We start from the raw sequence: 18,261 nt of genomic DNA, 5'->3' as shown, positions 1-18,261 counted from the left end.
AAGAAGTGAACAAGCCCGCTCGCCGTGATGGCACACCGGACAGGAACAAAAGACAGGCTCCCGGCAGGAAGCCGACCGCAGGTAGGTCGGAGGATCCTCGCGAGAACCGTCGAGGAAAAGATGCGCCCCGCGGCGCACGAGCCGAGAGCCCCCGTGGCGGCCGCCGTGCAGCCGCCCCTCGCAAGGGCGCCGACCAGCGTAAACCCTTCGAAGACAAGCCCGTCGACAGCGGAATCAACGACCGCAGCAACGATGCGGTCCCACGTAAGAAGCCGTCTCGGCCCAAGCCGCCGAAGCCGCAGAAGAAGCAGACGCCCAGCACCACCATCAGCAACGCGAAGCCTGCGAAGCATCAGTACGCCGAGCCCGACTCCAAGCGCCGCCACGTCCCGCGCGGCGAGGGTGTCCGCCTGCAGAAGGTGCTCGCACAGGCAGGCGTCGCGTCACGTCGTGCAGCTGAGGAACTGATCGCCGACGGCCGTGTCGAGGTCGACGGTCGCATCGTGACCGAGCAAGGAATCCGGATCGATCCGGACGTCGCGATCGTGCGCGTCGACGGCACTCGCATCGTCGTCAAGGAAGAGCTTGTTCATCTCGCGATGAACAAGCCGCGTGGATGGCAGTGCACCATGTCCGACGATCTCGGACGCCCCTGCGTCGGCGATATCGTCTCCGAGCGCGTTCAGGCGGGGCAGCGTTTGTTCCACGTCGGACGCCTCGATGCCGACACAGAAGGCCTTTTGCTCTTCACCAACGACGGTGATCTTGCTCACCGCCTGATGCACCCCTCGTACGAGGTATCGAAGACCTACTTGGCCACACTGTTCGGCGCGATCCCTCGCGATCTGGGCAAGAAGCTTCGCGACGGCATCACGCTCGACGACGGCCCCGTCAAGGTCGACGGCTTCTCGCTGCTCGATATCTCCAACGGTCTCTCGCTCGTCAAGATCACGCTGCACGAAGGTCGCAAGCACATCGTCCGGCGTCTGTTCGATCAGGTCGGATTCCCCGTCGGTCGCCTCGTGCGCACCGACGTCGGCAACATTGCCCTGGGCGACCAGCGTCCCGGTACCTTGCGTGTGCTCGGCCGCGGCGAGATCGGCAAGCTCTACGAGTCGGTCGGTCTGTGATGGCAGGTCTCGTCGTAGCAATGGACGGGCCGTCTGGAACCGGAAAGTCGACGGTCTCGCGCAAACTCGCAACCGCACTCGATGCCCGCTATCTCGACACCGGTGCGATGTACCGAGTGGCAACGGTGTGGGTGCTGCGGTCGGGGATCGATCCGGCGGACTCGGACAAGGTCGCCGACGTCGTCGCGACGCTGCCCTTGGATATCGGTACGGACCCTCTGGCGGAAGCCGTGACAATGGGCGGAGAGGACGTTTCGGCCGAGATCCGCGGCGACGCTGTCACCAAAGCAGTGTCTGCTGTGTCGGCGGTTCCGCGCGTGCGCGAAATCCTCGTACAGATGCAGCGCGATCTCGTAGCGTTGTCTCCTCGAATCGTTGTGGAAGGCAGAGACATCGGAACCGTCGTTCTGACGGATGCCGACGTCAAGGTCTTCTTGACGGCATCTCCCGAGGCTCGCGCCGACCGTCGCAACAAGCAGAACATCAACGAAGGACGAGGCGACGATTACGACGCCGTACTCGCCGACGTTCAACGCCGCGATCACGCGGACTCCACTCGCGCCGTGTCTCCGCTGCGGCCTGCCGAGGATTCCGTGATCGTGGACACCAGCGATCTGGGCATGGACGGCGTCATCGCCGCGTTGCTCCAGGTTGTGCACGACAGAACTGGAGTGAAGCAGTGACCGAGGAATTCTATGCAGGCGAGGTCGCAGGCGACGGCACCTGGAGCGAAGAGGGGGAGTGGGAACTTCTCGACTACGTCGACGGTGAAGACGCCGAGGCGGCGGTTGCCGTCCCGACGCTGGCAGTCGTCGGTCGCCCGAACGTGGGCAAGTCGACGCTCGTGAACCGCATCATCGGCCGTCGTGAAGCCGTGGTCGAGGACGTGCCCGGCGTGACGCGTGACCGAGTGTCGTACGAGGCGAACTGGGCCGGACGCCGTTTCCTGGTGCAGGACACCGGCGGTTGGGAGCCAGACGCCAAGGGCTTGCAGCAGTCCGTTGCGCGCCAGGCGGAATTGGCCATGAACACCGCGGATGCGATTCTGCTCGTAGTCGACGCACGCGTCGGATCAACTACGACGGATGAGGCTGTGGCGCGGGTACTTCGACGTTCGAAGACTCCAGTGCTGTTGATTGCCAACAAGGTCGACGATGGTCGCACCGAGTCCGAGGTGGCCGCACTGTGGTCGCTCGGTCTCGGCGAGCCGCTGTCGGTGTCGGCGACGCACGGCCGCGGAACCGGCGACATGCTCGACCGCGTTCTCGAAGCTCTGCCGGAGACGCCTCGTGAGGGCATCCCCGGCGGTGGCCCCCGTCGAGTTGCGTTGGTGGGCAAGCCGAACGTCGGCAAGTCATCTTTGCTGAACAAGCTGTCCGGCGACGAGCGGTCCGTGGTGCACGATGTCGCTGGGACCACCGTCGACCCGGTCGACTCGCTCGTCGAGTTGGGCGGCAAGACATGGCGATTCGTCGACACGGCGGGTCTGCGCAAGCGCGTCAGCCATGCCAGCGGTGCCGAGTTCTATGCGTCGCTACGTACGAAGTCGGCGATTGAAGCAGCCGAGGTCGCGATTCTGCTTCTCGACTCGTCCGAGGTGATTTCGGAGCAGGACCTGCGAGTTCTGTCGATGGTCGCCGACGCCGGTCGTGCGCTCGTGCTCGCGTTCAACAAGTGGGACCTGGTCGACGAGGACCGCCGTATGCAGCTCGAGAAGGAGATCGACCGCGATCTCGCTCGGGTGCCGTGGGCACAGCGCGTCAACATCTCGGCGCACACCGGTAGGGCTGTTCAGAAGCTCGTTCCGGCGCTCGAGACGGCGTTGGAGTCCTGGGACAAGCGAGTCCCGACGGGCAGGCTCAACACCTGGCTCAAGGAGGTCGTCGCCGCGACGCCACCTCCCATGCGTGGTGGTCGTCTGCCGAGGATCATGTTTGCGACGCAGGCGTCGACGCGTCCGCCGACGTTCGTACTTTTCACCACCGGCTTCCTCGAGGCCGGCTACCGCCGGTTCATCGAGCGGCGTTTGCGTGAGGAGTTCAACTTCGACGGCAGCCCGATCCGTGTGTCGGTTCGTATCCGCGAGAAGCGCGAGCGGCCAGGTAAGGGCAAGAACCGCTGATTGTCCTGCCCCACCTCTGACCAGGCGATTTCGTCTCAGGGGTGGGGCTGGGGTAATCTCATCGAGCGCCTTAACCGGCGCGGCGGGCTGTGGCGCAGCTTGGTAGCGCACTTGACTGGGGGTCAAGTGGTCGCAGGTTCAAATCCTGTCAGCCCGACACATAGATGCAGGTCAGAAGCGGTTTCGGAGAAATCCGGAGCCGCCTTTTTTCTTCGAAAATGGGGCTCCGTGCCGCTCAGTGTCACTACTCGTTCCTTAGTTGATTTTCGGAGTCCACCCGAAGTCCACCCGATTCTCGAGTTGTGGGCCGCGACGATGGCAGCAGACTTGCAGCTCTGGTGGAGTCAGGTAGTTGCCCGCGTCCGTACGTGGAGCCTTGAGCAACCCATCCGATTGAGCGAAACCGGACCCGTGTGCATCCGTTCCTTCTACGGCATTTGGTGCGGAGCATAAGCGTCGGAGCAGTAAGCCGGACCATGACCACGTAAATTGCATTTTCCGCACCGCCTAGCTCGAAACGCCAGCTCAGCACAGTTTTCGCTGCGCGGACATGTCGGTGACCTGAGCTAGTCTGCCGGCATGGACTTCCGACCAGGCCGAACACCTGCGGCGAACCCCCCGGTGGGCTCTACAGGACTCGCATCCACCGCTGTGGAGCCCGAGATTCCGCCGGCTGTGGCCAAGCGGATCGCGAAGGCGGTCGAATCGTCGCGGTCAGAAGGGACGCACCGCACCTATGCCGCCGGGTGGCGACGTTTCGCTGGTTGGTGCGTGAGGGAGGGCCATGTTGCGTTGCCGGCGCACCCGATTACGGTCGCCGCGTATCTCGTCGATGCCGCCGACACCCGGGTAGAAACCGGGGAGCGGGCCTACGCCGTCGCCACATTCGGTACCTGGATCGCGGCCATCAACCACCAGCACCGCACCACCGGACACCTGTCACCGTCCGCGCACGAGTTGGTCACCGCGACGCTGTCGGGGATCCGTCGCGAGTACGCCGCGGCGGGGGACCGGCCCCGCACCCCGCGGGATCCGCTACTTGTCGACGACATCAAAGCCCTAGTCGGAACGGCCCGGGAACGGTGCCGTGGCTGGGCCGACGAGGTGCTCGAACGCCGGGGCTCGGCAATCCTGCTGCTCGGTTTCGCCGGCGCCTATCGTCGCAGCGAACTGTCCGAGATGGTGTGCGGCGACGTCACCGTACACCGGCAGGACGGCCTCCACGTGCGGCTACGGAAATCGAAGACCGACCAGGAGGGCAGGGGAGCAGTGAAAGCCCTGCCGTACACCGAGTCACACGAGACATGCCCGCCCTGCGCCTACGTCCGCTGGATCCAGGTCGTCGCAGCCTTCGATGTTGACGGAAGACCGTCCGTGATCCGCCTACTCCGCAAGCCAGAACCGTTCACTGAGCACGTATGCCGTGGGGGAGTACCCCGTATCGCCGCCCGCGCCCCGTTGTTCCGGGCCATCGCCAAGAACGGCAACCTCGGTTCAACTGCGCTGTCCGGGGCAGCAGTCCACCAGACCATCCGCCGCCGCGCCGATCACGCCGGTTACGACCCGACCGCTCTCGCCAAACTTGGTGGGCACTCGCTCCGCGCCGGCTTCGTCACCCAAGGCACCCGTAACGGCGCCGACGGGGCCGCCATCGCTCGGCAGACCGGCCATGCCAGTCTTGACTCGGTGGAGGTGTACCGCCGCGAACACGCGCCACTCGTGGGCAATGCAGTAACCAACATCGGCCTCTAGGGGTTCTTCAAGGAATGTGACCGAGCCTTGCAATTACTGCTGAACTGCAGTCCGTGATAGGTACGCATAGACGCCACGCTTAGCGATCTCTGCACTGGGTGCGGGCGGATACCTGTTCATGATCGACCGCGCTCGCGTCTTTGACGTGCACGTTCAATTCCCTCTTGCACTATCTCAAAATTGGTAAGAAGAGTCGCGGCGTGTCGCCTCCAGTCAAAAGGAATATCTTCGACCGATGTAAACGGCCAACAGTCTAGCAAGTATGAAACAAACCGCTCGGCCCTACCTAAGCGTTGGTTAATTTCAAATACGTCGCTTATTTCGTGACGTGCTGCAATATCGAGGATGGGGGTATCGACTACAACTGCATCTACGTAAGCAAATTCTGTAATCATGGATTTATGCAGATAAGACCCGGATCGAGTTATTCGAATCTGACTCTCATTTATTCCGTGTTCGGCTGATTCTAAGCACCCTGCGTCGTGCAGCAGTGTAACGTGGCGGTGAATCTGCGCTCCTGTGTATCCAAGCGATTGCAGTCGCGCGTATACGTCTGAAGTTGCAGCGTATCCGCCCTGTTCCCGTTCGCCAGCTGTCTCAACGAGTGCTAAAATCAGTGGCGATAGAAAATGTTCTTTCTTGTCGGAATCTTGTATGTTGAACAAGTTTGGAACTGTTGATTGCCTGGGATCGTAATACTTGTAGTCTCGATAAATTATTGCACGCATGAATTCATGGATTGGGATGGTGTAACGATTGCCGCGTTTGTCTGCCTCTAATATCCGTTGTGTTTGAACATAACCGCTGCCGACAAAGGTGGAAATGAAATCAAGTGCTCGGCGAATATTGCCGGAGCTCAGGTTGTCTACTAACGCAATTAGTTTGTCGTTTGACTCGAAGGCGGCTAGTAGCACATCTATATATACAAGTAAGCTGTCCGAGTTGAGGGTCAAGCCATCAGGAAACCCGGGCAGCCGTCCAAACTCGGAAAGCTGTTGCCTGGCAAAAGTGAGACGCTTCAAAATCACATGGTCAGCGCGAGGTGGCGACACTGTGAATACGCGTGGTTGGTATGCGGCCAGGGCTCCGCTCTTGCGGGACAGGTGAAAAGTATCAGGACGTAGACACATGAACACAGTCAATGGCCATGTCTCGGCCAAAGATTGACCAGTCATGAATATTTGCTCTTGGAAGGTAGGTTGATGTTGATCGACGTTATCGAGCGCTAGGACGAACGAAACTCTTCGCGTTGTCTGCAAGAATTCAATCGACCTCCTCGCGTGGGTATAGGGTTCATCGAGGTGACCACCAAGCATTGCGGCTTCGCGCTTGCGGAATTCGGGTTTGTCATCCTCTTCGAGAAACCCGTATATTCCCTTCTTGAACTGGTTGATCTCACGATTGTAAACTGATCGAACAAAAGCGCCCTCTTCTATATCCACCTGCAATGCTGACATAATTGTGGATTTTATTGCGTCGACTAGGTAGTTCGGGACATCATCGGAAAGTCCTGAATGATTCAGAAAGTCGACGTAGATGACGAGCGATTGGTCGGCTAGTTGGTCGGTGTCTACGCGAAACAGGTGCCGCAGAAACATGCTCTTACCGACGCCTACATCACCCAATAACACGATCGGGCGCCGCACTAGGGCTCCAGCTAAAATGTCGTGACGCAGGTTCTCATTGAGGCCTTTTTTGGTTGTCGCATCTTCCGTGTTCACGTGGCTCTGCAGTGCCATGTATCTCGACCGCATTATCTCTTTGCTGACTGTGGCATACTGCGACAACGCGCCGCTTGGGCAGTAGCATTCGCGTAGAAAATCGTCCGTGATAGCTTCAACCTTGGTGATGTCTTGAATGAATAGGTCGCCAAGTATACGAAGGTCCGTCTCCATGGAGCTACCAATTCGATATCCTGGGTAATCGACGATTCGGCTCGACATCGGCTGAGGTGCTAGTGCACGTGCCGTCGACCGCTGCAATAGTGATGTGAGATCACCACGATCCACGCCATCCTTCGATAGATAGTTCCAAAAATGAGTGAAATCGGTACTCGCGTCTTGCAGAGACGCATAAAATATTGCGTTTCCCTCGGCGGGTGGCTTTCCGTCGGAACGGCTACCCAGAAAGGCCAGGTACTGCGTACCGTTTGAGAGAACTGCGATAGCGATTCCGGAGCTCTGGCAGTACCCCATTACCTGGTCGACAGCTGCACGGTTTTGGTCGGAGTAGTCTCGAATGGTGCTAAGTAAGATCATGCCGGACTTCACTCCAGCGGGCGCTTCGAAGATCTTTGAGCTTCGCTTCGCCTCCAGAACAACACGGCCGTCCGGGCTGCCCAGAACATAGTCGAAATAGTCACCGCTTAGATACGTCTCGCTCTTGATATCGTCTCGGTGCCAGCCCAAACAGTCAGTGAGCACCACATCGATGAGACGGTGCCGGGTTGTTGCTTCGTTCTCGTTGAATTCAGTAATTGTGGCCGCAAGCGCTTCGAACGTGCTTTTTGACGTCTCGTATATGTCCACCATGCTCCTCTCTGACTTCTAGGCTCAGAACAGTTAGGATAGCTGCCGATCAGCGCGGTCGTGGGGCGCGTCGGATGTGTCTCAACATTACGAGCGCATCCTCGGGCCGTGCGTGCCAGATCGCCACGACGGTGCGTTAACTGCCCTTAGTCAGGCACGGCTTGGCTGCGGCTGGTTTGGTTCACACACACCAGGTAGTAGTCGTGGTCGTTCGGAGCGATGCAAGCGCGCTCGCGCAGGTGATCGGCCCATCGCAGTGAGAGCCTTGGCTCTACTTGATGGGCTGCTCGCGGGCGGCCAGCACTGCCTTGATCAGACCTGGAGCAGCAGACTCCAAATCGGCACGTCGGAGTGTGTTCATCTTGGACGTGCCGACGTAGTACTGGCGAATGATTCCGGCATGACGTAAGACCTTGAAGTGGTGGGTGCCCGTCGAACGACTGACGGAAATATCGAACGTTCCGCAGGCGATGTCGTGATCGGACGCGGCCAGCTGACGAACGATACTGCGACGCACAGGATCCACCAGCGCATCCAGCAGCCCTTGCGCTGTGATCTCGTCCGTCTCGATATGCCCGGTGATGCGATTGTCGGTTCCAGCAGTCACGTCGATCCTTCCGTTGAACTCAATACTACCACCGTCGTCATCTGTTGATGCTTATCAAAGTTTGACGGACGTCAACATATCTGTTTCCATGGAGTCCGCGAGCCCGTTGACCCAGTTGCGTCGGCCTCACGCCGCGGAACTCTCACCACGGAGGCAAAATCCATCATGGCCGTCCCAAGTACTGATTCCGAAAAGCATTCTTCGACAGTCGAATCCGGACCAGGTGAGCGCCGCGGACTGAAGATCACCGCACTCGCGGCGGGCTTCGTCATGGCGTCACTCGACACTACCGTTGTAAACGTCGCCGGCGCTCGAATCCAAACCGATCTCGGCGCGACAATCACCCAGCTCACCTGGATCGTAGACGGTTATGTCCTCACCTTCGCTGCGTTGCTACTGCTCGCGGGCGGGCTGGCTAACCGGATCGGCAGCCTGCGCGTTTACATGATCGGCATGGCCGTCTTCGTCGCGGCATCGCTGGCCTGCGCGCTCGCTCCCACGAGCGAAATTCTCATCGGTGCCCGCTTCGTACAAGGTGTCGGCGCCGCGCTGTTCATGCCGAGTTCCCTTGCCCTACTGGTCCACTCGTTTCCGGACCCATCGGAACGAACCCGAATGCTCGGACTGTGGTCAGCGATCGTCGCCACCGCATCCGGTATCGGGCCCACCGTCGGCGGAGTCATGGTGTCGGCGTTCGGCTGGCCCAGCATCTTCCTGATCAACCTGCCGATCGGCGCAATCGGTGCAGCCATGACCTACAAGCTCATTGTGCCCGTTGCCCCCACTCGCGCGCCGGTGCCCTTCGCCGGTCACGCCCTCGCGATCTCGGTGCTCGCCGCCATCTGCTACGCGGTCATCGAGGGCCCGAAAGCAGGGTGGGGTTCGGCCCCGGTCGTAGTCGCATTTGCTCTCGCCGCGGCCGCAGCAATTGCCCTCGCCGCACGTGAGCGCGGCGCCACCGCCACCGCCACCGTCATGCCGTGGTCGCTGTTCCGCCGACCCGCCTTCGCCGGCGGAAACCTCATCGGGTTCCTGTTCAACTTCTCCCTGTTTGGAGGCATCTTCATGCTCGGACTGTTCCTCCAGAACGCCCGCGGCGCCAGCCCTTTCCAAGCCGGACTCCAACTGCTTCCGATGACGATGTTCTTCCCCATCTCGAACATCGTCTATTCCAAGATCTCTGGCCGCTTCTCCAACGGAGTCCTGCTCACCGCCTTCCTCACTATCGCCGCCGGATCCACGTTCGGACTGATCTTCATCTCGCCCGGCACCCCGTACTGGGTCTTGGCAATCGCCGTCGGACTTGCCAATGTCGGAGCCGGTGTCATCTCACCGGCCATGACCGCAGTACTGGTCGATTCCGCGGGCGTCGACCACGCTGCTGTCTCTGGGTCGGTGCTCAACGCCAACCGTCAGATCGGCTCACTGTTCGGCATCGCAGCGATGGGAGTGGTCATCACTATTGGCAGCGACTGGTATTCGCGCGCATCCACCGCGTTCGTCCTCATAACCATCGCTTACGCCCTCGGCGCCCTGTGCGCATGGACGCTCGTGTGGCGACCGAAACTGAATCTGGCCCAACATTGATGATGTCCTCCACAAACCAACCATCCGTCCTCGGATTGTCTAGAATCTGCGAGGCACGCCGACTTTCCTGGCGGTACTTTGTCCCCATGACGTCCGCACTCGCTGGTAATAGGCAACAGCTCAGTGATTTCCTGCGCTCTTAGGCGGGCGAGGACCTGCAGCTCATCAGCTATATTGCGAGTGGGGACGACGCGCAGCGCTACGCAAGAGGAGTTGGGGAATACTCGAACAGTCAACCACCACACCCTCCCATTTGGTTGAATCGTGAAGAGATCCACCTTTAACTGGTGTTCTCACTTCTAGGCTGAACACCCACTCCCGATATCTCGTTATGCGTAATAACGTTGCGTATGCGAGAGGGGGTGCGATGCAAACCGTCAACACTGCTCGGTCTTACGGCCGTCTCACACCGCAGAAATGTCCGACGGGTGCTGGGCGAGCGGACTCACGTCGATGCTCATGTACGGGAACAGTGGCAGATTCCACAGGATCTCATGTAGCCGCTCGTTGTCGCGCACGTCGAAGATGCTGAGGTTGGAGTACTGACCGACGATGCGCCAGATGCTGACCCACTCCCCGTCGCGCTGCAGTTGCTGCGAGTACGCCTTCTCTCGGGCGAGAGTGTCGGTGCGTACGTCCGCGTCGAGATCCTGCGGTAACGCGACGTGCATCTTCACTGCAAACAGCATGTGGCTCAGCCCTTGTCGAGTACGAAGTTGTACGTCACTTCTTGGCCGCCGTCGACCTCACGAGGATCGAGGATGAGCTCGGGCTTGACGGCGTTGGCGACGTCGTCGTCGTTGTGCGCGTCGCCGGGGAAGTAGAGCTGCGTGGTGATCTGCTGATGTCCGGCAGCTGCGACCTTGAGGTGCAGGTGTGCGGGACGCCACGGGTGCCATCCGGCCGCGGAGATGAGGTTGCCGCAGGCACCGTCCGTCGGAATCTGGTACGGCGCAGGCTTCATCGTGTGAATCCAGAACTGGCCCTGATCGTCCGCGGTGACCGTGCCGCGCAGGTTCCACTCGGGAATGCCGGGGGCGAACTGCGAGTAGAAGCCGTCCGAATCGGCGTGCCAGATCTCGATGACCGCGTGCGGCAACGGGCTGCCGTCGACGCTGGTGACCTGACCCTGGAACAGAAGCGGGGTGCCCCGTTCGCCGGCGCGGGTGGGCAGAATTACTGCCGATCCGAGCTCGGGTGCATTCGGGACGTAGTACGGACCTTCGATGGTGCCCTTGCTGCCCTCGCGGGTTTCGCCGGCAACCTCTTCGACTACGTGCTCTACCCAGACGTCGAGAAACAGTGGCCACTCGCCGGTCTGACCGACGTTGATCAGCCATGCTTTGAGTGCGTTGTACTCGTCGTAGGTGACTTTGTGTTCACGGATGGTGTCGTGGACTGCCGAAATGACCTGACGGGCAAGCAGGCTGACGCGCTCGGGCGGGGTGTTCGCGGCTGCCTGCTTGTCGGAGGTGAAACGCTCGGTGGCGTTCGCACCCGACGCGGCCGCGGTGGCCACTTCGGTGGCCGAGTCTGTCGAGGGTGCGTGGTCGATGCTCATGGAGTACTCCTTGGATGGAAGTTGTGCTCTTCGGGGCTGAAGGTCAGTGGTCGGTTCGGTATTTCGCGAGTTTGTCGGGGTCGATACGGACGCCGAGGCCGGAGCCTGGAAGTACGTGCAGTTCGCCGTCGCGGATGACGAGGCTCTCGGTCAGTAGGTCATCGCTCATGTCGAGGAAGTTCGAGAGTTCCCCGGCGCGACGTGAGCTGAGGTCGAAGGCAGCACCGAAGGCGACGGTGCAGGCCGTGCCGAGCTGACCGTCGATCTGGTTTCCCATCACCACGTCGACTCCGAGTCCCTCGCACAGATGGTGGGTTCGGAGCGAGCGAGTGAACCCGGTGCGGGCGGTCTTGATGCTCACCGCTGTCGCGGACCCACCGAGGATTTCGCGAGTGACCTCCGCGGGGGTGGTCGCTGATTCGTCGGCGACGAAAGGGACGTCGAGTTGTTGTACGAGCCATCGGCGACCGAGTACGTCGTCGGCGGGGCAGAGTTCCTCGGCGAGAGTGAGCCCCAGATCGGACATCTCTTTCATGGCACGCGCAGATTCGGCGGCGGTCCATCCACGATTTCCGTCGACGTAGAGTTCCACGGTGTCGCCGAGTCCTTCTCTGAGAGCACGGACGACAGCGGTGTCCAGCTCGACGGGTCGTCGCCCGACCTTGACCTTGAACACCTCGACCCCGTACGTCTCGCGCATTCTGGTCGCTTCGTCGACCATTGCGGCGGGCGTGTCGAATCCGAGCATGTGGCTCACCCGCATACGGTCGGTGTAGCCGCCGAGAAGTTCGGTGACCGGCAAGTCCAGACTCTGCCCGAGAGCATCCCAGATCGCCATGTCCACCGCGGACTTGGCGACCGGATTGCCGACCGTACGAGCAAGTTTCGCGTTGACCACCTCACGGGAGGTGAGCGGAAGACCGACGACGGCAGGCGCGAACAGCGTCTCGATCGCCGCCACGACCCCACGCTGCGTCTCCCCATAGGTGAATGGACGCGGCGGAGCGTCGGCGATACCGACTACGCCGTCGTCGGTGTGCACTCGCACGAGAACGTGCTCGGCTGCACTGACTTCGCCGCTGGCGAATTTCAACGGCTTGAGATACGGAATCGAGTACGGAATTGCCTCGACCGACACGATTTTCATAACGCTGCTTTCGGATCGGAGAATGAAGACGGTGCCTCGAGCGGCGGCAGCACACCGGCGTCCTCTAGCGCCGCCACGAGAGCATCGACCAGGGCAGACGGCCGATCGCGGTGCCACGCCAAGGCGAGGTCGATCGTGCTGGCACCGGAAATTTCACGAAAGACGACGCCGGTCAGCTGTAGGGCACGAACCGATTCGGGCACCAATGCCACGCCGAGACCGGCCGCAACGAGCGCCAGCAGCACCGAAGTATCCGGTGCTTCGTGCTCGCGATGAGGGCTGAAACCTGCTGCGCGACAACTGCGTATCACCGCATCGTTCATCACCGAATGCGTGTCCGCATACATCACGAAGTCCTCGTACATGAGGTCGGTCATGTCCAACGCAGGCTCGGCCGCGTATCGATGATCGACGGGCACGGCCAGCAACAGCGACTCGGTGGTGATGGTGCGAACAACCAGATCGTCGCCGGCCACAGGTGGCCGCAGCACAGCCACGTCGAGCTGTTCCGAGCGCAATCCCTCCACTTGTGCAGGGGTGAGTAAGTCCCCGTGGATCTCCAGCGCTACACCGGGCAGTCTCTGCTTGATCGCACGCGCGATCGGCGGTAACTGATCGAAGGCCGCAGTACCGGTGAAACCGATGCGTACCAAGCCGTATCGGCCGTCGGCGATGCGTCGAACACCGCGGGTGCTACGTTCGAGATTCTCGAGATTGCGGACGGTCTCTCGATAGAAGAATTCGCCGGCCGGCGTGAGGCTGACCTGCCGCGTGGTCCGGGTGAGCAGGGTGACGCCCAGTTCGGCTTCCAGCTGCCGTACCGACTGCGACAGCGCCGGCTGCGCCAGATGAAGGCGCTTGGCGGCCTGCCCGAAGTGGCACGTCTCGGCGACGGCCACGAATTGGTGCAGATGCCGCAGCTCCATTGCCGATCCTTTCCGCGCTTCGAAGGGTGATAGCGACCACACTATGCGCCGAATCCATCGATGACAAAGACCTATTTCGCGCTGATTGATAAGCCAAATGCATGAATACCTGCCCAGGTCGAGCCTAGGTAAAGCCCTGGTGTGACCACGACCACTTGCTGTCACAGTCGCTGATATCGAAGTCGACTTGCCTGGAGGAACCGATATGACCGAAATGCTGGATCACGTGCAGAACACGATCGACAAAGCGGTGATCGACGACGTCGCGGCCGGCATCTACCGCGCCAATCGAAGCATCTTCACCGACGAAGAGGTCTTCGAGCTCGAGATGACGCACATCTTCGAGGGCAACTGGATCTACCTCGCTCACGAGAGTCAGCTGCCGAAGAACGGGGATTATTTCACCGTGCACATGGGTCGTCAGCCCGTGGTCATCACTCGCGACAAAGATGGCGACCTGCACTGCCTCATCAACGCGTGCGCGCACCGCGGTGCGATGTTGTGTCGTCGCAAGACCGACAACCGCACCACTCTGACCTGCCCCTTCCACGGTTGGACGTTCCGCAACGACGGCACATTGCTCAAGGTCAAAGACCCCGACGGCGCGGGCTACCCGGACACGTTCGACGTGGACGGATCACACAACCTCACCAAGGTCCCGCGCTTCGAGAGCTACCGCGGCTTCCTCTTCGCGAGCCTCAACGACGACGTGTCGACCCTCGCCGAGCACCTCGGTGATACGACAAAGGTCATCGACATGCTCGTCGATCAGTCACCGGAAGGCCTCGAGGTCCTCCGCGGATCCTCGTCGTACACCTTCGACGGGAACTGGAAAGTGCAGGCGGAGAACGGTGCCGACGGATATCACGTCAGTGCCGTGCACTGGAACTACGCTGCGACCACCTCGCGCCGCAACAACGGTGAATCCACGAACACCACCAAGGCGCTCGACGCCGGCGGCTGGGGAAAGTCCGGTGGCGGCTACTGGTCGTACCCCAACGGTCATCTCTGCCTGTGGACCTGGGCTGCCAACCCGCAGGACCGCCCGCTGTGGGACCAGATGGACTCGTTGAAAGAGAAGTTCGGCGACGCCAAGGGCGAATTCATGGTCAAGGGGTCACGCAATCTGTGCCTGTACCCGAACGTCTATCTGATGGACCAGTTCAGCACGCAGATCCGGCACTTCCGGCCGATCGCGCCCAACAAGACCGAGGTCACCATCTACTGCATCGCGCCGAAGGGGGAGAGCAGAGAGGCTCGCGCTCATCGGATCCGGCAATACGAAGACTTCTTCAACGCCTCCGGCATGGCGACACCTGACGACCTGGAGGAGTTCCGCTCGTGCCAGCTGACGTTCCAGGCGACCAATGCCCCGTGGAACGACATGAGTCGGGGTGCGGAGCACTGGATCACCGGACCCGACCCGGTTGCCGAGGCACTCGACATGCCTGGCGTCATCTCGGCCGGTCTGAAAAACGAAGACGAGGGCCTGTTCCCCGTCCAACACGGTTACTGGCGCAAGACCCTGCTCGCCGCTCTCGACAAGCAGCGCGCAGCGGACTCCGCACCCGTTGCAGCACAGGGGGTCTGACATGACTGCCACCGTCGACAACACCGACACCGCGCAGGCCGCCTCTTCGCGCCTGATCACTCAGTCCTCCATCGAGCAGTTCCTCTACCGCGAAGCTCGCTACCTCGACGACCGGGAGTTCGAGAAGTGGCTCACGTGCTACGCGGACGACGTCGAATACTGGATGCCCTGCTGGGACGACAACGACCTGCTCACCGAAGATCCCCAGACCGACATCTCACTGATTTACTACGAGAACAAGGGTGGTCTCGAGGATCGAGTGTTCCGAATCAGGACCGAACGTTCCAGTGCCACGTCGATACCCGAACCGCGGACCAGTCATAACATCAGCAACGTCGAGGTCATCGAGCGTCGCGGAGATATCGTCGACGTCCGATTCAACTGGCACACCATGTACTTTCGCTACAAGACCATCGATCCGTACTACGGGACCTCGTTCTACACGATCGACTTCTCCGGCGACTCGCCGCTCATCCGACGCAAGACTGTGGTGTTGAAGAACGACTACATCCACCACGTCGTCGACATCTACCACTTCTGATTCGTTTGCGTAACCCCAGAGGAGTTTCACCGTGAGTCATTCCGTCGCACTGTCCTTCGAGGACGGAGTCACCCGCTTCATCACCTGCGAGGACGATCAAACCGTCGCCGACGCCGCCTACCGGTCGCGGATCAACATTCCCCTCGACTGCCGCGATGGCGCGTGTGGCACATGCAAGGCACTGTGCGAATCGGGTGAGTACGACGGTGGCACCTACCTCGACGACGCGCTCTCGCAGTCCGAATCGGACGAGGGCTACTGCCTGCCCTGCAGTATGAAACCGTCGTCGGATCTGGTGTTGCAGATTGCCAGCACCTCGGCCGTTGCGAAAACTCGAGCGGCGACGCACGACACCGTGGTGACCGCGGTGGAGTACCTCTCTCCGACAACAGTGCGGCTGGCCGTCGAGGCACCGGCAGGCAGCACACTGGCTTTCCTTCCCGGGCAGTATGTCAACATCACCGTGCCCGGGTCGCAGGAGACCAGGTCCTACTCCTTCAGCTGCGTCTCGGGTTCGAACGAACTGGAGTTCTTGGTCAAGCTCACCCCGGGAGGCCTGATGTCCACCTACCTAGCCGACACCGCGGCCGTGGGCGACAAGATTTCGTTCACCGGTCCGCACGGCAGTTTCTTCTTGCGTGAGGCTCAGCGGCCGGCACTGCTGTTGGCCGGCGGTACCGGCTTGGCTCCGATCTTGTCGATTCTTCGCACCATGGCGTCCGAATTCAGCTCGCGTCCAGTGCATCTCGTGTACGGAGCGAGTACCGACGACGACGTCGTCCAGCTGGACGAACTCGAGAAATTGGCTGGGACGCTCGACTCGTTCACGTGGGATCACTGCGTCTCGGATCCCTCGACCACCGCCGTCAACAAGGGATACGTCACTGCACTGATCACCGACGCGCACCTCAATGGCGGCGATGTGGCGGTGTACCTGTGCGGACCACCGCCGATGGTCGAGGCCGTCCGAACGCATTTCACCGAAGAAGGCATCGAACCCACCGGCTTCTACTACGAGAAGTTCGCACCCTCGTCGGCAGCGGCGAAGGAGAATATCGAGGTCGACACCGTTTCGGCCCCGGTAGCTGTGCTGGATGACGAGCGGACCTCGGTCGACGACGCGGCCGAGTCGCCGATCGAAGCAGCCAACGCGCCCACGAAACAGGCGGCGATGCGTGACTTCGAGCGGGACGTCGAGTCCAACCCGGATGGCAGAAGCATCTTCGGCCGAGCTGTCTTCGACGGTCGCGTAGCGGAGGCTCTGTGCTCGCACGGCACGGGCATTTCGGCAATCGAGGAAGCAGACAACATGCGCGCGATCGCGGGTCAGCGCGTCGCCGTGGCCGGATCCACGGCCGACAAAGTCGGATTGGACGAAAGCTCCGATCTGCTTGTTGCGCCGGAGGCACACTCCGTGGCAGCCCAGCGCATCTGGCCTTCGCGATATATCGAGCCGCTCGTCGCGGTTGGTCCCGAACCCGCCCCGGCTTCGAGTTCGGGGTACGAGATCGGCGAGGAGCATCCTTCGGTGCACGAGTCAGACGCAGTGTTCGAGGCCAGGCGCGCCCTCGAACTCGGTGCCCTCGAACTCGTGATCGGCCGACTGTCCTCGCAGCAGATCTCCGGATACCGGCTGTTGGCCGAGACCACCACTCGCTACGTAGACGGCGATCGGTTCGTCGATGCAGCCGCGTACACCGAGACCAATGCCGCTTTTCACGACTACCTCTTCACCCAAACAGGCAACGAGCATCTGCTGCAGGCCTATCAGGCTCTCGGCGTCAAGGCTGCAATGGAGGACGTGTTACGTAACGCGACCTGGTGCGATCCGCTCTGCGCCCAGGATCACCTCGACATTGTCGACGCGTTCGAGGCCGGAGACCGTGACCGCGCCCGAACATTGATCGCCGATCACGCCGACCGTTCCAAGGCGACGATGAAACGTGCCATGCACGAATTTCGGACGAACAAGAGACCCAAGTTTCTCAGCCCGGGTCGATTCGCAGGCAAGGTCGTGCTGATCACCGGCGCGGCTCAGGGAATCGGCGAATTCGTGGCTCGACGAATCGGAGCCGAAGGCGGAGCACTGATTCTGGCCGATCGGTCCGAGTTGGTCGAATCTCTCACCGAGGAATTGCAGCAAGACGGTGTCGAGGCCGCTCCCGTGATCGCCGACCTCGAAACATGGTCGGGCGCTTCGTCGGTGGTGGACGCCGCCCTCACGGTGCACGGACGCGTCGACGTGTCCGTGCACGTCGTCGGCGGCACCATCTGGGCCAAACCGTACGCCGAGTACCCGCCCGAGCAGATCGAAAAGGAAATCTCCCGATCGCTGTTCCCGACGCTGTGGTCCTGCCGCGCCGTGATCCCGCACATGATCGAGCGCGGTGCCGGCACCATCGTCAACGTCTCCTCGGTCGCCACTCGCGGCATTCATCGAGTGCCCTACGCGGCTGCGAAAGGAGGCGTCAACGCCATCACAGCGACTCTGGCCCTCGAGGCTGCACCCCACGGCGTTCGAGTGGTTGCCACGGCCCCCGGTGGTACCGACGCACCGCCGCGCCGCGTCGCTCGTGGGCCCGCACCCTCGACCGAGCAGGAAAAGGAGTGGTACCAGGCGATTGTCGACCAGACCGTGGACTCCTCGTTGCTCAAACGCTACGGGACACTCGACGAGCAAGCCGCTGCGATCTGCTTCCTCGCCTCCGACGAGGCGTCGTACATCACCGGCACCGTGCTCCCGGTGGCCGGCGGCGACCCGGGCTGAGT

Annotated in this window: 14 protein-coding genes and 1 tRNA gene; 9 read left to right on the top strand and 6 right to left on the bottom strand. The window is 61.3% G+C overall.

The window, feature by feature from the left end; all coding sequences use genetic code 11:
- Positions 1-5 precede the first annotated feature (5 nt).
- The 5 genes from D8W71_RS17965 (at position 6) to D8W71_RS17945 (ending at position 5,004) form a co-directional block, all read left to right on the top strand.
- The gene (locus D8W71_RS17965) at positions 6-1,130 is read left to right on the top strand and encodes a pseudouridine synthase (RefSeq protein WP_121115285.1); all 1,125 of its coding nucleotides are present in this window, start codon (positions 6-8) and stop codon (positions 1,128-1,130) included.
- On the top strand, positions 1,130-1,813 hold the full coding sequence (cmk, locus tag D8W71_RS17960; RefSeq protein ID WP_121115284.1) for a (d)CMP kinase: 684 nt from the start codon (positions 1,130-1,132) through the stop codon (positions 1,811-1,813). Before D8W71_RS17965 ends, cmk begins: the two co-directional genes overlap by 1 nt.
- Positions 1,810-3,252, top strand: coding sequence for a ribosome biogenesis GTPase Der (gene der / locus D8W71_RS17955; RefSeq protein WP_121115281.1), 1,443 nt, complete (start codon positions 1,810-1,812; stop codon positions 3,250-3,252). Before cmk ends, der begins: the two co-directional genes overlap by 4 nt.
- Before the next feature lie 83 nt (positions 3,253-3,335).
- A tRNA-Pro gene (locus tag D8W71_RS17950) sits at positions 3,336-3,409 on the top strand.
- A gap of 422 nt (positions 3,410-3,831) precedes the next feature.
- Positions 3,832-5,004 carry a tyrosine-type recombinase/integrase gene (locus D8W71_RS17945; protein ID WP_121115279.1) on the top strand — a complete coding sequence of 391 codons (1,173 nt, stop codon included), beginning with the start codon at positions 3,832-3,834 and terminating at the stop codon, positions 5,002-5,004.
- Between the two features lie 116 nt (positions 5,005-5,120).
- On the opposite strand, the gene D8W71_RS17940 is transcribed toward D8W71_RS17945, so the two are convergent.
- Positions 5,121-7,535 carry a hypothetical protein gene (locus D8W71_RS17940; RefSeq protein WP_121115277.1) on the bottom strand — a complete coding sequence of 805 codons (2,415 nt, stop codon included), beginning with the start codon at positions 7,533-7,535 and terminating at the stop codon, positions 5,121-5,123.
- 268 nt (positions 7,536-7,803) lie between these two features.
- On the bottom strand, positions 7,804-8,139 hold the full coding sequence (locus D8W71_RS17935) for an ArsR/SmtB family transcription factor (RefSeq protein WP_121115275.1): 336 nt from the start codon (positions 8,137-8,139) through the stop codon (positions 7,804-7,806).
- Positions 8,140-8,304: 165 nt separating this feature from the next.
- On the opposite strand from D8W71_RS17935, the gene D8W71_RS17930 reads away from it, so the two are divergent.
- Positions 8,305-9,726 (top strand): MFS transporter, encoded by a 1,422-nt coding sequence (locus D8W71_RS17930; RefSeq protein WP_121115273.1) that lies wholly within the window; start codon positions 8,305-8,307, stop codon positions 9,724-9,726.
- Positions 9,727-10,130: 404 nt separating this feature from the next.
- Here D8W71_RS17930 and catC read toward each other — a convergent pair whose 3' ends face one another.
- The 4 genes from catC to D8W71_RS17910 are packed head-to-tail and all read right to left on the bottom strand — an operon-like array spanning position 10,131 to position 13,360.
- Entirely contained in the window at positions 10,131-10,415 is a 285-nt protein-coding gene (gene catC, locus D8W71_RS17925; RefSeq protein WP_121115271.1) for a muconolactone Delta-isomerase, read from the bottom strand.
- A gap of 5 nt (positions 10,416-10,420) precedes the next feature.
- Complete coding sequence (catA, locus tag D8W71_RS17920) at positions 10,421-11,287, bottom strand: catechol 1,2-dioxygenase (protein ID WP_121115269.1); 867 nt, start codon at positions 11,285-11,287, stop codon at positions 10,421-10,423.
- A 43-nt stretch (positions 11,288-11,330) separates the two neighbouring features.
- The gene (locus tag D8W71_RS17915; protein ID WP_121115267.1) at positions 11,331-12,434 is read right to left on the bottom strand and encodes a mandelate racemase/muconate lactonizing enzyme family protein; all 1,104 of its coding nucleotides are present in this window, start codon (positions 12,432-12,434) and stop codon (positions 11,331-11,333) included.
- Entirely contained in the window at positions 12,431-13,360 is a 930-nt protein-coding gene (locus D8W71_RS17910; RefSeq protein ID WP_121115264.1) for a LysR family transcriptional regulator, read from the bottom strand. Before D8W71_RS17910 ends, D8W71_RS17915 begins: the two co-directional genes overlap by 4 nt.
- Positions 13,361-13,565: 205 nt before the next feature.
- Here D8W71_RS17910 and benA point away from each other — a divergent pair, with 205 nt between their 5' ends.
- The 3 genes from benA to benC are packed head-to-tail and all read left to right on the top strand — an operon-like array spanning position 13,566 to position 18,259.
- Complete coding sequence (gene benA / locus D8W71_RS17905; protein WP_121115262.1) at positions 13,566-14,951, top strand: benzoate 1,2-dioxygenase large subunit; 1,386 nt, start codon at positions 13,566-13,568, stop codon at positions 14,949-14,951.
- A 1-nt stretch (position 14,952) separates the two neighbouring features.
- On the top strand, positions 14,953-15,492 hold the full coding sequence (gene benB, locus D8W71_RS17900; protein WP_121115260.1) for a benzoate 1,2-dioxygenase small subunit: 540 nt from the start codon (positions 14,953-14,955) through the stop codon (positions 15,490-15,492).
- Positions 15,493-15,523: 31 nt separating this feature from the next.
- Entirely contained in the window at positions 15,524-18,259 is a 2,736-nt protein-coding gene (gene benC, locus D8W71_RS17895; protein WP_121115258.1) for a benzoate 1,2-dioxygenase electron transfer component BenC, read from the top strand.
- Positions 18,260-18,261 lie beyond the last annotated feature (2 nt).

Source organism: Rhodococcus sp. P1Y (genome assembly GCF_003641205.1).
GTDB lineage: Bacteria > Actinomycetota > Actinomycetes > Mycobacteriales > Mycobacteriaceae > Rhodococcoides.
The sequence above is the reverse complement of the archived record's forward strand: the minus strand, read 5'-3'. Positions and strand labels throughout refer to the sequence as shown.